Consider the following 13418-nt stretch of genomic DNA (forward strand, 5'->3'; position numbering starts at 1 on the left):
GTGGCCTCGTCCCAGTCGCCGGCCGGCGGCACCGCCGACGGCGGGATCAGCCCCGGCCAGGCCGGGTCGGGCGGGCCGAGCCGCGCCGCGGTCAGCGTCCGCTCCACCAGGGCGCGCAGCCCGTCGGGGGTGGCCACGCTGCCGCTGCCGGCGGCGGTCCGGCCGTCGACGTGCAGCCGCAGCCGCACCCCGATCGCCGACTCGGCGACGTTCTGGTGGATGAAGGAGTTGGCGAACCGGGTCAGCGCCAGCTCGAACCGGTTCGCGACCACCTCGGCCTGCGCCTGCGGCCCGGCGAGCCGGCGGACCAGCTCCACCACCTGACCGGCGACGTCCAGCTCGGTCATTCCCGCACCCTTCTGCCGGTCGGCCGAGTGGTCGTTCACGCCCGCACCCCCACCCGGACGTTGCGGAACCGGGCCGGGGCGGCCGGGTGGCCGGTGTGGCCGGTCTGGCCGGGTTGACCCTTGCCGCAGTTCGGCGTGCCCCACGGGACGATCTCGCTGGAGAGCATGTCCATCGACCGCCAGAAGAGCGGGCCGATCCCGGTGTACGTCGGGTTGCGCAGCATCCGCCCGCGCCGGCCCTTCTTCACCTCCCAGCCGATCTCGCAGCCGAACTGGAAGTTGAGCCGCTTGTCGTCGATTGACCAGGAACGGTTGAGGTCCATCAGCACCCCGTCGTCGGTGGCGGCGATGATCTCGTCGAGCGTGTGCGGGCCGGGCTCCAGGCCGACGTTGGTCATCCGCACCATCGGCAGCCGGGCCCAGCCGTCGGCGCGTACGCTGCCGCCGTGGTCGAGACCGGCGACGGCGGCCGAGTCCCGGCCGGCGAGCACGCCCACCCACCGCCCCTCGCGGACCGCGTCCCGCTTCACCGCCGGGGAGCCCTCGTCGTCGTAGCCGAAGCTGCCGAGCGCGCCGGGCAGCGCCGGGTCGATGGTGACGTTCATCAGCTCCGAGCCGTAGCGCAGCGTGCCGAGCTGGGCCAGGTCCAGCCAGGACGTGCCGGCGAAGGCGGCCTCCCAGCCGAGGATCCGATCCAGCTCGATCGCGTGCCCGACCGACTCGTGGATCTGCAGCGCGAGCTGCTCGCCGCCGAGGATCAGGTCGGTCTCGCCGCTCGGGCACTCGGGGGCGGTGAGCAGTTCCCGGGACTCCTCGGCGATCCGGGCGGCGTGCGCGGCCAGGTCGAGCGAGGTGACCAGCTCCCAGCCGGTGGTGCCGTACTGGCCCCGGTAGCTGGGGTAGGAGCGGCGCTGCGTCTCCCCGTCGCCGATGGAGGTGGCCGAGATGCCGCCGCCGCACTCCCGGATCCGCTGGTCGATCCGGTGCCCCTCGCTGGAGACGAACCACTTGGCGGTGTCCCAGATCTGGTAGAGCCCCTCGGCCAGGTCGGCGCCGTGCTCCCGCATCGTCGCGGTGGCCCGCACCAGCAGGTCGCCCTTGTTCGACAGGGGCACGCCGAGCGGGTCGACGGCACAGTCCGAGGCCCAGCTCGCGGTGGTCGCCTCGACGGGGACCAGGTCGATGGGTGGGCCGGGAACCCCCGCGCTCGCGGCGGCTATCCGCGCGGCGCGCCGGCCGGCGTCCCGGGCCGCCGCGTCCGACAGGTCCGGTACGGCGTGGAAGCCCCAACTCGACCCGACCAGCGCCCGGACGCCCAGCCCGATGCTCTCGTCCTGGGTCAGCTCCTCGATGTCGCCGTTGCGGGCCGACATCGACTCGTAGCGGCGGTGCATCACCCGGGCGTCCGCGTACCGGGCGCCCGCGTCGAGGGCGGCCTGGACGGCGGCGGTCGCCGCGTCGAACTCGGTCATGCGACCGACCCTAGGCGAGCCGACCGACATCCGTCAGGGGACGAGATCCTCCGGCCGGATCGTCGCCCGCACCGGCTCGGTCAGCTCCAGGACCTGGCCGGGCTTGGTCACCGACTGCTCCTTGTAGTGGCTGTGGTGCCGACGGTGGAGATGCAGGGTGCCGTTCTCCTGCTCGATCAACAGATACCATTCGATGCCCGCGGCGGCGTAGTAGTGCATCTTGAGCACCTTGTCGGTGGCCGCGTTGCTGGGCGAGATGATCTCGCAGACCAGCCGCACGTCCCTGGCCTCGACGTTGAGCTCGTCGAAGTCGATGGGGCCGGTGATGACGAGATCGGGAATCGGGATGCGGCCGGGCCGGAGCCGTACGTTGACCGCTTCGAGCACGTGCAACCCGGCCGCGCGCGCGGGGAGGCGCAGTGCCGCCCGCAACTCGCCGGAGATGTTCTGGTGCCGTGGGGTGGGGGCTGGGGTCACGTGGAGGCTCCCGTCGAAGAGTTCGACGCGTTGCTGCGTCTCGCCGAGGGCGAGGTACTCCTCTTCGGTCCACGGTCCGTCGTGGCCGAACACCGCCGCGGTCATGGTCACCTCCACCTCGTGTCGGCGGGAATCTTCACGTGGTTACCCCGACCATGGTCGCATCCGACGTGCGACCGACGCGGGACGACATCGAGTTGTGGCGGTGAATGTCCAGGTGAGGGCTGTTCATGGCCGATGCCGAGTCGTTACGCTGAGCCCCGCTGACAGCTCCCGCCTTGTAGCTTATTTTCGCCCTCAGGACTTTGCTGTAGGTTCTCTTCACTACTGAGGGAGGCGGTCGTGGGCAGGTCGGAGTCGGCGCCGTCCGGGGAACCGGACCGCCCCGAAGTGCCGGAGCAGCGCTCCGGCGAGGGGCCCTACCTGCGGGTGAACGACCTGCGGGTCCGGTTCGACACCGAGGACGGCGTGGTGCGCGCGGTCGACGGGGTGTCGTTCGCGGTCGAGCGGGGCCGCACGCTCGGCATCGTCGGCGAGTCCGGCTCGGGCAAGAGCGTCACCTCCCTGGCCGTCCTCGGCCTGCACAACGCCAAGCGCGCCAGCATCACCGGCGAGATCTTCGTCGGCGGTCGCCAGCTGGTCGGCCTGCCGGAGGAGGAGGTACGCCGGCTGCGCGGCCGGGACATGGCGATGATCTTCCAGGACCCGTTGTCGGCCTTGCACCCGTACTACACGGTGGGCAGGCAGATCGCCGAGGCGTACCGGGTGCACCACCCGAAGGCGGGGAAGCGGGAGGCCCGGCAGCGGGCGGTGGACATGCTCGGGCGGGTGGGGATTCCGCAGCCGGCGCGGCGGTTCGACCAGTACCCGCATGAGTTCTCGGGTGGGATGCGGCAGCGGGCGATGATCGCGATGGCCCTGGTCAACGATCCGGATCTGCTGATCGCGGACGAGCCGACGACGGCGCTGGACGTGACGGTGCAGGCGCAGATCTTGGATCTGCTGGCTGATCTGCAGGCGGAGTTTCATTCGGCGATCATTCTGATCACCCATGACCTGGGTGTGGTGTCGCAGGTGGCCGACGACGTGTTGGTGATGTACGGCGGTCGGGCGGTGGAACACGGGAGTGTGGCGCAGGTGTTGCGGCGGCCGCAGCATCCGTACACGTGGGGGTTGCTGTCGAGCGTGCCGTCGTTGCGCGGTGACGCGGACGCGGACCTGGTGCCGATTCCGGGCAATCCGCCGTCGTTGATCAATCTGCCGTCGGGGTGCGCGTTCCACCCGCGCTGCCGCTACGCCGGCCGCAACGGCAACCGGTCGACCACCGAGGTGCCCGAGTTGCGCCCGGCCGGGGAGGACGGGCACCTGGTCGCCTGCCACCTGCCGGCCGAGGAGCGCACCCGGCTCTACCAGGAGGACGTGGCACAGGTGGGGGTGGCGCGATGAGCGAGGAGCCGCTGCTGCGGGTGCGAGGTCTGGCGAAGCACTTCCCGGTGCGCGGTGGCTTCCGCACCACCGGGTTGGTGCGGGCGGTCGACGGCCTGGACTTCGACGTCCGGCCCGGGGAGACCCTGGGCCTGGTCGGGGAGTCCGGCTGTGGGAAGACCACCACCGGGCGGATGCTGGTGCGGTTGCTGGAGCCGACGGCCGGCAGTATCGAGTTCGCGGGGCGGGACATCACCCACGCCCGGCGGGGCGAGTTGCGGCCGTTGCGGCAGGACCTGCAGATCATCTTCCAGGACCCGTACGCGTCGTTGAACCCCCGGCACACGGTCGGCCGGATCGTGGCGATGCCGCTGCAGGTCAACGGCATCACCCCGCCCGGTGGGGTCAGGAAGCGGGTCCAGGAACTCCTCGAGCTGGTCGGGTTGAACCCGGAGCACTACAACCGGTACCCGCACGAGTTCTCCGGCGGGCAGCGCCAGCGCATCGGCATCGCCCGCGCCCTGGCGTTGCGGCCGAAGCTGATCGTCGCCGACGAGCCGGTCTCCGCCCTGGACGTGTCGATCCAGGCGCAGGTGATCAACCTGCTGCGGGATCTGCAACGGGACCTGGATCTGGCGTTCGTGTTCATCGCCCACGACCTGGCCGTGGTCCGGCACTTCTGCCACCGCGTCGCGGTGATGTACCTGGGCAAGATCGTCGAGATCGGTGACCGCGACGACATCTACCAGCGCCCGCAGCACCCCTACACCCGGGCGCTGCTGTCGGCGATCCCCGACGTGACCACCCTCGGCCCGACCGGCCGGATCCGGCTCACCGGGGACGTGCCCACCCCGCTCAACCCGCCGTCGGGCTGCCGCTTCCGCACCCGCTGCTGGAAGGCCCAGGAGCGGTGCGCGACCGAGGAACCGGCACTGGTGCCGCGCGGCGGCAACCAGGCCACCGCCTGTCATTTCCCGGAGACGGGAACGATCAGCCCGAGCGCGAGCCCGGACCCCGCGCGGGCCGGCGCGAGTTCGGCCGGGCCGGTCGGCGAGACCGCCGAGGAGGTGTCGAAATGAGCATGTCCCCGGTCGAGGGCGTGGCACTGGCCGAGATCGAGTCCACCGGCACGGGTCCCGAGGAGAAGTCCCTCGTCGGTCGCTCACCGGGCCAACTGGTCTGGAGCCGGCTGCGGCGCGACCGCACCGCGCTGGTCAGCGGCGTGGTGCTGGCCCTGTTCGTCCTGCTGGCGGTGGCGGCGCCACTGGTCCAGCGGCTCTACGGGGTGTCGCCGAACGAGCAGTTCGGTGACCTGCTGGACACCACCGGCATGCCCCTCGGTTACGTCGGCGGGGTCAACGCCGACCACTGGTTCGGGCTCGAACCGGGCCTGGGCCGGGACATCTTCATCCGGATGATCTTCGGTATCCGCACCTCGCTGCTGATCGCGCTCGGCGCCGCGCTGGTCACCGCGACGATCGGGGTGGTGCTCGGGATCCTCGCCGGTTACCTCGGCGGGGTGATCGACTCGGTGATCGGTTGGGTCACCGACGTCGCCCTGGCGATGCCGTTCCTCGTCTTCGCGCTGGCCGTGGTGCCGACGTTCTCGCTGCGCTTCTACGGCCCCCGGGACGCGGTGCCGACCTGGTTCGCGGTCACCACGCTGATCGTGGTCTTCGCCGCGTTCGGCTGGACCGGCACCGCCCGGCTGGTACGCGGACAGGTGGTGTCGCTGCGCGAGCGGGAGTTCGTGGAGGCGGCCCGGGCTAGCGGGGCCGGGCTGGGACACATGCTCTTCCGGCAACTGCTGCCGAACATCTGGGCCCCGATCCTGGTCTCGTTCTCGCTCGCGGTGCCGGCGTACGTGACCGGCGAGGCCGCGCTGTCCTTCCTCGGCATCGGACTTCCCGAGTCGGTGCCGAGCTTCGGCCGGATGATCTATCGCAGCATCGACTACCTGCAGACCGACCCGGCCTACGTCTTCTTCCCCGGCATCACCATCTTCGCGCTCGTGCTGGCGTTCAACCTCTTCGGCGATGCGCTCCGCGACGCGCTCGACCCGAAGTCGTCACGGTAAGGGGTACTGCGCATGATGCGCTTCCTGCTGAAGCGGGTGCTGCTGGCGGTCTCGGTGCTGTTCGCGGTGAGCGTCGTCAGCTTCCTGATGTTCTTCGCGCTGCCCCGCGACCCGGTGACCGGCATGTGCCCGAAGAACTGCAACGCCGAGCGCCTGGAACGGGTGCGTACCGAGCTGGGGCTGAACGACCCGAGGACGGAGCAGTACGCCAACTACATGAAGGGCATCTTCGTCGGCCGCGACCTGGGCAGCGCGCAGGGCGGCAAGTGCGAGGCGCCCTGTCTCGGCTACTCCTACGTCAACAGCGAGGCGGTCAGCGACACCTTCGCCCGGGTCCTGCCGGTGACGTTGAACATCGTCATCCCGGCGGCGGTGCTGTGGCTCGCCCTCGGGGTCGGGCTGGGGATGATCTCGGCATTGCGAAGAGGTTCGCTGCTCGACCGCGTCTCGATCGGGCTCACCCTGACGTTCGCCTCGTTGCAGCTCTACTTCGTCGGTGCCGTGCTGTTGCTGATCTTCGTCTATACCCTGAAGATCCTGCCGACGCCGCGGTACACGCCCCTCGTGGACAACCCGGTGGAGTGGGCGCGGGGGCTCGTGCTGGCCTGGGTCACCCTGGCGCTGCTCTTCTCCGCGATCTACGCGCGGTTGTCGCGGGCGCAGATGCTGGAGACGCTCTCCGAGGACTTCGTCCGGACGGCCCGGGCCAAGGGCATGCCGAAGCGGCAGGTCTACGGGCGGCACGCGCTGCGGGCGGCGATCACGCCGATCGTGACGATCGCCGGTCTGGACGTGGGCGGCGCGCTCGGCGGCACGGTGATCACCGAGACGACCTTCGGGATCCAGGGGCTGGGCCGTACCGCGGTGGAGGCGGTCCGCCAGGGGGACCTTCCGACCATCATGGCCACCGTGTTGATCTCCGCGCTCTTCGTGGTCGTCGCGAACGTCGTCGTCGACCTGCTCTACGCGTTCATCGACCCCCGGGTACGCCTCGGCTGACCTCCCGGGTGCCGATCGTTGTGGCCCCGTTACCTGCTCGAAATTTACGGCGAACGAAAGCTAGGCGAAGCTTTCCTTCAATGGCGATCCCGGAGGAGTGAGTATGCGAGCAAGACTCGTCACCGCCATGGGCGGTGCGATCGCACTGGCGGTTGCCCTCGGTGCGTGCAGCAAGAACACCGGCGACAACGCCGACAGCGTGGACAGCAACAAGCCGCGCACCGGCGCCATCGCGACCGACCCCAAGGACTCCCTCGGTCCGGCGCCGGAGGTGGCCGGCGCGGCCAAGGGTGGGACCTTCTACATCCTGCGCGAGAACAAGATCTCCCACCTGGACCCGCAGCGGGTCTACTCGTTCGCCGGTCTGATGGGTAGCCAGCTCTACGCCCGCTACCTCACCACCTTCAAGGACGACGGCAAGGGCAACGTCACCCTGGTCGGCGACCTGGCCGAAACCCCCGGCACCAACGTGAACAACGACTGCAAGGTCTGGGAGTTCAAGATCAAGCAGGGGGTGAAGTTCGAGGACGGCCGGCCGATCACCGCCAAGGAGATCGCGTACGGCATCGCCCGCTCCTTCGACCCGGACCTCACCGGCGGCCCGACCTACCTGCAGGAGTGGCTGGCCGACAGCCCGCAGTACGACACCAAGTGGAACTTCAAGGCCAACAAGACGTCGCTGCCGCCGGGGCTGAGCACGCCGGACGAGCGGACGCTGCGCTTCGAGTTCAACAAGCCCCGCTGCGACCTGCCGTTCGCCGTGTCGCTGCCGGCCACCGCTCCGCTGCCCGCGGACAAGGACACCGGCGTCAACCTCGACCAGCAGCCGTTCTCGTCCGGGCCGTACAAGATCACCAAGCACACGCCGGGCGTGGAGATGGTGCTCGAGCGCAACCCGAACTGGGACCCGGCGACCGACCCGGTGCGCCACCAGTACCCGGACAAGTTCATCTGGTCCTTCGGCGCGGACAACGCCACCCAGACCAACCGCGTGCTCGCCGGCACCGGCAACGACGCCGCCGCGGTGGCCACCGGCGGAGTCCCGTCCGAGCTGATCGCCAAGGTCACCGGCGACGCCAAGCTCAAGGAGCGGATGATCGTCGCCGCCACGCCGAACGCGTACCGGCTGAGCATCAACACCACGCGGGTCACGGACCTGTCCGTGCGGCAGGCGATCAACTACGCGATCGACCGCAGCAGCATCACCAAGAACCTCGGCGGCCCGTACGGCGCCGTGCCGCTCACCACGCTGCTGCCGCCCACCACGCTCGGCTACCAGAAGTCCGACGTGTACCCGGCCGGCGAGAGCGGCAACCCGGAGAAGGCGAAGGAGGTGCTCGCCGGCAAGAGTGTCAGCCTGGTGCTCGGCACCTCCGACGACACCCCGTCGCAGGAGACGGCGACCCAGGTCAAGAACGCCTTGGAGAAGGCCGGCTTCACGGTCACCATCAAGCCGATCCCCGAGGACGGCTACCTCGACGCGGTGAAGAAGAAGACCAACCCGTGGGACATCTGGGTCGACTCCTGGGCGGCTGACTGGCCCAGCGGCGCCTCGATCCTGCCGGTGCTCTTCGACGGCCGCAACATCAAGGCCGAGGGCAACAGCAACACGTCGCAGCTCAACAACGAGGCCATCAACGCCGAGTTCGACCGGGTGCTCGCGCTCGACCCGGCGAAGCAGGCCGACGAGTGGAGCAAGCTGGACGAGCGGCTCATGAAGGAGTCGGCGCCGGCCGTGCCGCTGTACAACGAGGTGGTCTCCGTCGCCCATGGCGAGAAGGCCGGCGGGGTCTTCGTGGGCAGCATCTTCGGCTGGCCCAGCTTCGTGGACGCCTACGTCAAGCAGTAACACCGCACGGACCGCCCCCGGCCGACAGCGTCGTCGGCCGGGGGCGGTCGCATCCGCGGGCCCTTCTCGTCGACGGGGCGCTCCTCACCGCAGGTGGGTGCGGAGGAAGTCCAGTTCCAGCTTGAGCAGGCGCTCGGCGGTGCCGCCGGTCGCCATGTGGGTCGCCCCGGTCAGCGGCAGCACCGCGTGCGGCCGGCCGGCGGCCAGCAGCGCCGCCGAGAGCCGCAGCGTGTGCGCGGCCAGCACGTTGTCGTCCACCAGGCCGTGCACCAGCAGCATCGGCCGGGCCTGCTCCGGGGCGCCGACCGGCTCGGCGGCCAGTTCCACCAGCGAGTGGTGGGCGTACACGTCCATCCCGTCCTCCGGCAGGCCGAGATAACGCTCGGTGTAGGCGGTGTCGTACAGCGTCCAGTCGGTGACCGGCGCGCCGACGATCGCGCAGCGGAACAGCTCCGGGTGCCGCAGCACCGCCAGCCCGGCCAGCCAGCCGCCGAACGACCAGCCCCGCACGGCCACCCGGTCCAGGTCCAGGTCCGGATGCTTGCCCGCCAGGGCGGTGAGCGCGTCCACCTGGTCGGCCAGGATCACGTCGGCCAGCCGCCGATGGATCGCCTTCTCGAACGACGGCGCGATCCCCGGGGTGCCCCGGTTGTCGATCGTCACCACCGCGAAGCCCGAGTCGGCCCACCACTGCCGTTCCAGCCAGGCCCCCCGGGCCGAGATCACCTCCTGGTGCCCGGGACCGCCGTAGACGTCCAGCAGCACCGGCAGCCGGGTGCCCTTCACGTGGTCGGTCGGGTAGAGCACCGCGGTCGGCAGCCGCCGGTCGGTCACCCGGACCAGGGTCGGCCTCGGCGCGTACGGCGGGTTGGCGGCCAGCGAGCGGAGCCGCGCCACCTCCCGGTCCTCGTGCCAGACCGACCACCTGGTCCCCGGGTGCTCCAGCGACGCGGTGCCGACCGCCAGCGTCGCGCACCGATCGCGGCCGTGTGCCAACCCGGGTCGCCGCTCAACCGGCGGGCGTCCACGCCGCCGCCGATCGCCGTGCGGACCCGGAACAGGTGCCGTTGGCTCGGCTCGCCCTCGCTCGCCTCGACCAACAGGTCCGCCGGGCCGTTCGGGCCCGCCGGCAGCCGGCCCACCACCCGGCGTACGTAGAGCGACGGCGGGGTGAGCAGGGTGCCGTCGGCGAACAGGCAGCGGGCGTCGTACCCGTCGTGGGCCAGCTCCCCGCCCACCAGCACCCGCCCGTCCGGCAGGTGGGCCGGGGTGCCGGGGATCGGCTCCACCCAGCGCGGGTCGGCCAGCTCGGCGTGCACCTGGGTCTCCCCGGTACGCGGGTCCACCGCGAGCACCAGGCCGTGCTGCTGGGACCGGCGCAGCACGGTGATCAGCGGCCCGCCGTCCGCCCAGTCCACCGAGGTCAGGTACGGGTAGGTCTCGCGGTCCCAGTGCACGTCGACCCAGCCGCCGTCCAGGTCGAGCAGGTGCAGACTGACCTCGGCGTTCTGCCCGCCCGCGCGGGGGTACGCGATGGTCGTCGGCGGGCTCGCCGGATCGGCCGGGTCGTGCAGGTGCCAGTGGGGCAGCCGAGACTCGTCCACCCGCGCGGCCAGCACCGAGCGCCCGTCCGGCGCCCACCAGTAGCCGCGGAAGCGGTCGAACTCCTCGGCCGCGATGTGCTCGGCCAGACCCCAGGTGACGCCGCTGTCCTCGCCGGCCAGCAGGGTGTCCGTGCCGTCGGACTCGACCACCCGGAGCTGCCCCCGGCGCACCCCCTCGGCGGCGTCGGTGACGTAGGCCAGTCGTTCCCCGGTCGGATCCGGACGGGGGTCGATCACCGGGCCGACGGTGGCCACCTCCACCACGTCGCCGTGCACCAGGTCCGCCCGAAACAGGCGGCTGGCCAGCGGGAACACCGCGATCCGGCCGGCCGCGTCCAGGGCGTACGAGCCGATGCCGGCGGCGCTGAGCCGCAGCCGTTCGCGCAGCGCCCGCTCGCCCGGCGCCAGCGCGGCCGGGTCGGCGTCCGCCTCGAGCAGGGTCGCCGGGTCGGCGACCAGCCGTTCCTCGGCGGAAGCGACGTCCAGCAGCCAGAGCGCGTCGGCGGGGTCCTCCGGACCGGACGAGCGCAGGAAGATCACCCGGGAGCCGTCGTCGGCGACGGAGACGGCGCGCGGCGCCCCGTGGCTGAACCGGCGGGTACGGGCGGCCAGCTCGGGAAAGTCCACAGTTCGGATCGTAGAGCCGCATCGGGCGTGATGTGGCCGACCTGGGTGGACGCGTCAGGCTCGGTCGGCGGAGGACGACGGTTAGAGTGACGGTCGTGACGACCCTGCCCGACCGCCGCCTGCTGCTGGTCCACGCGCACCCCGACGACGAGTCCATCGGCACCGGTTCGACCATGGCGCACTACGCCGCGACCGGGGCCCACGTCACCCTGGTGACCTGCACGCTGGGCGAGGAGGGCGAGATCCACGTGCCCGAGCTGGCCCAGCTCGCCGCGGCCGAGGCCGACCAGCTCGGCGGGTACCGGATCGGCGAGCTCGCCGCCGCCTGCGCCGCGCTCGGCATCACCGACCACCGCTTCCTCGGCGGCGCCGGCCGCTACCGCGACTCGGGGATGATGGGGCTCGCCACCAACGAGCACCCCCGCGCCTTCTGGCAGGCGGACGTCGACGAGGCCGCCGGGCACCTGGTGGAGATCATGCGCGAGGTACGCCCGCAGGTCATGATCACGTACGACCCCAACGGCTTCTACGGGCACCCGGACCACATCCAGGCGCACCGGGTGGCGATGCGGGCGGTGGAACTCGCCGCCGTCGGGGGCTTCGCCCCCGCGAAGGTCTACTGGACGGCCATGCCGCGCAGTGTGCTGGCGGCCGGCCTGGAGCACTTCGTCGAGGCCTCGGACAACCCCTTCGCCGGCATCGAGAGCGTCGACGAGCTGCCCTTCGGCACCCCCGACCCGGAGATCGCCGCCCGGATGGACGCCACCGACCAGCACACCGCCAAGGAGGCGGCGATGCGGGCGCACGCCACCCAGATTCCGGCCACCTCCTGGCTCTACTCGATCGCCGGCAACTTCGGCGCCGAGTTCATGGGCGTCGAGTACTTCACCCTGGCGGTCGGCGAGAAGGGTCCGGGCAACGGCCCGTACGGCTGGGAGGACGACCTGTTCGCCGGGCTGGCGCTGAACGGGCCGGACCGGTCCCCGGTCGCGGCGGCCGGCCTCCGGTGACCCTGCCGACCGCGTCGATGTCGGTCGTACCCGAGCAGGAGCCGGCGCCGCCGCCCGCGCGCCCACGGCCGGCGGTCGACCTCGCGCTGCGGGTCGCCGGTGGCCTGATCGCCGTGCTCGCCGGGGTGCTCTCGGCGGTGCTGGAGCTGCTGCTCTCCACCGTGCGGGTGGGCGGTCAGCTGATCGGCGTGTCGGCGCTGGTGGCGATCGGCGCCGGCATCGCGCTGAGCTGGTTCGCCCACGAGGCGGTCGGCACCCGGTGGGCGGTGGTGCTGCCCGCCGTGCCGTGGTTCGCGCTGATGGCGGTGGCCTCGGTCCGGACCACCGAGGGGGACCTGCTGGTCTCCGGTGACAACTGGGTCGGGCTGGCGATGATCGTCGCCGGGGCGATGACGTTCGCGGTGATGGGCTTCCGGCAGATCCTCGCGCCACCGGCCCGGCACCACGGGTGATGACGGCACACAGGTTGCGGTGGTAGACATTCCTGCCAGAAGTCCCGCCGCTCCGGCGGGCGTACGGCGGAGGTGTGCGATGGGGCGGTGGCGCGCGGTGGGCGTGCTCGCGATGGCGCTGTTCGCGGTCAACGTGCTGGCCCGGCTGGTCATCAGGTTCGGTTTCGAGGGCGACGACAGCGCCGCCGACCGGGTGTCCCTGGTGATGTTCGTGGTGATCGGGCTGATCCTCGCCGCGCTGGCGTTCCGCTGGGGGCGCGACCGTCCGGTGGGCCGCTGGGCCGGTGAGCTCGCCGCTGCGGTGGGCGTGGCGCTGGCGCTGACCGTGTTCGTCGCCTCGCTGCTGGTCGGCGAGAACCCGTTCGGCGGTGGCGCCGGGCTCTTCTTCGCCCAGATCTGGCTCTACCTCGCCGCCGCGGGGGCGGGCGTCCTGGTCGGCTACCTGATCCTCACCGCGCTCGGCCGCGACTACCGCTCCCAGCAACTCAAGCGGTACGCCCAGCTCAAGGCTGCCAAGCCGCGCCGCGTCGTCCGCCGCTGACCCCCACACACAGCGCCATGATCGTCTGTTGCTGAGGGGCCCGCCGCGCCGTCGGCCGGCCCACTGCACAGCAGACGATCATGAATCGAGGCGGCGGGTCGCGCCGCGGGCTCAGGCGGGGGCGACGCGGGTCAGGTACGTGTGGTGGGTGGTGAAGCCGAGACCCCGGTAGAGGGCCACCGCCGGGGTGTTGCGCTGCTCGACCTGGAGGAAGGCGTGGCTCGCCCCTTGCGTCGTGCCCCAGTCGACCAGCGACCGCAGCACCCGGCTGGCCAGCCCCTGCCGACGCGCCTCGGGCAGCACCTCGATCAGGGTCAGGCCGAGCCAGCGCCCCTGCCCGGTGACCGTGCCCCGGCCGACGGCGACCAGCCTGCCGTCGGCGTACACCTGGGCGAAGCGGACCCGGTCCACGGCGGTGAGCACGTGCCGGGCGGCGTCCGGCAGGCCGCCATTGCGGCCGGCGGCGACGGCCAGCCAGTCGTCCGACGGCGCGGCGGCCAGCTCGACCGGCGGCAGGCCGGCGCGGGCCGGCGCGGGT

The 13418-nt window shown here is 71.7% G+C and carries 11 protein-coding genes and 2 pseudogenes; 8 read left to right on the forward strand and 5 right to left on the reverse strand.

Annotated features, from left to right (window positions below; genetic code table 11):
- The 3 genes and pseudogenes from JNW87_RS24205 to JNW87_RS24215 form a co-directional block, all read right to left on the reverse strand.
- Positions 1–347: pseudogene (locus JNW87_RS24205) on the reverse strand (TldD/PmbA family protein); the annotation flags it as partial.
- Between the two features lie 35 nt (positions 348–382).
- On the reverse strand, positions 383–1819 hold the full coding sequence (locus JNW87_RS24210) for a TldD/PmbA family protein (protein WP_109801767.1): 1437 nt from the start codon (positions 1817–1819) through the stop codon (positions 383–385).
- A gap of 33 nt (positions 1820–1852) precedes the next feature.
- The gene (locus JNW87_RS24215; RefSeq protein WP_109801787.1) at positions 1853–2401 is read right to left on the reverse strand and encodes a Uma2 family endonuclease; all 549 of its coding nucleotides are present in this window, start codon (positions 2399–2401) and stop codon (positions 1853–1855) included.
- A 237-nt stretch (positions 2402–2638) separates the two neighbouring features.
- On the opposite strand from JNW87_RS24215, the gene JNW87_RS24220 reads away from it, so the two are divergent.
- From JNW87_RS24220 to JNW87_RS24240, 5 genes are all read left to right on the forward strand, one after another.
- Entirely contained in the window at positions 2639–3742 is a 1104-nt protein-coding gene (locus JNW87_RS24220) for an ABC transporter ATP-binding protein (protein WP_109801768.1), read from the forward strand.
- Positions 3739–4800, forward strand: a complete 1062-nt coding sequence (locus tag JNW87_RS24225; RefSeq protein WP_109801769.1) for an ABC transporter ATP-binding protein — start codon at positions 3739–3741, stop codon at positions 4798–4800. The genes JNW87_RS24220 and JNW87_RS24225 overlap by 4 nt, the downstream gene beginning before the upstream one ends.
- Entirely contained in the window at positions 4797–5798 is a 1002-nt protein-coding gene (locus tag JNW87_RS24230; RefSeq protein ID WP_109801770.1) for an ABC transporter permease, read from the forward strand. Before JNW87_RS24225 ends, JNW87_RS24230 begins: the two co-directional genes overlap by 4 nt.
- A gap of 12 nt (positions 5799–5810) precedes the next feature.
- On the forward strand, positions 5811–6797 hold the full coding sequence (locus JNW87_RS24235; RefSeq protein ID WP_109801771.1) for an ABC transporter permease: 987 nt from the start codon (positions 5811–5813) through the stop codon (positions 6795–6797).
- A 103-nt stretch (positions 6798–6900) separates the two neighbouring features.
- Positions 6901–8646, forward strand: coding sequence for an ABC transporter substrate-binding protein (locus JNW87_RS24240; protein ID WP_109801772.1), 1746 nt, complete (start codon positions 6901–6903; stop codon positions 8644–8646).
- Between the two features lie 84 nt (positions 8647–8730).
- Here the strand turns inward: JNW87_RS24240 and JNW87_RS24245 are convergent.
- Positions 8731–10877, reverse strand: a pseudogene (locus JNW87_RS24245) (prolyl oligopeptidase family serine peptidase).
- 86 nt (positions 10878–10963) lie between these two features.
- On the opposite strand from JNW87_RS24245, the gene mshB reads away from it, so the two are divergent.
- From mshB to JNW87_RS24260, 3 genes are all read left to right on the forward strand, one after another.
- Positions 10964–11887: an N-acetyl-1-D-myo-inositol-2-amino-2-deoxy-alpha-D-glucopyranoside deacetylase gene (gene mshB, locus JNW87_RS24250; protein WP_109801774.1), complete on the forward strand. Its 924-nt coding sequence runs from the start codon at positions 10964–10966 to the stop codon at positions 11885–11887.
- Positions 11888–11904: 17 nt separating this feature from the next.
- Positions 11905–12339 carry a hypothetical protein gene (locus JNW87_RS24255; RefSeq protein WP_109801788.1) on the forward strand — a complete coding sequence of 145 codons (435 nt, stop codon included), beginning with the start codon at positions 11905–11907 and terminating at the stop codon, positions 12337–12339.
- Positions 12340–12418: 79 nt separating this feature from the next.
- A complete protein-coding gene (locus JNW87_RS24260) occupies positions 12419–12880 on the forward strand; it encodes a hypothetical protein (protein ID WP_109801775.1) in 462 nt (153 codons plus the stop codon).
- Between the two features lie 111 nt (positions 12881–12991).
- Here JNW87_RS24260 and JNW87_RS24265 read toward each other — a convergent pair.
- A partial coding sequence (locus JNW87_RS24265) for an N-acetyltransferase (RefSeq protein WP_238454447.1) occupies positions 12992–13418 on the reverse strand: 427 nt, incomplete at its 5' end.

The organism is Micromonospora sp. ATA51 (assembly GCF_016802855.1).
Classification (GTDB): domain Bacteria; phylum Actinomycetota; class Actinomycetes; order Mycobacteriales; family Micromonosporaceae; genus Micromonospora; species Micromonospora sicca.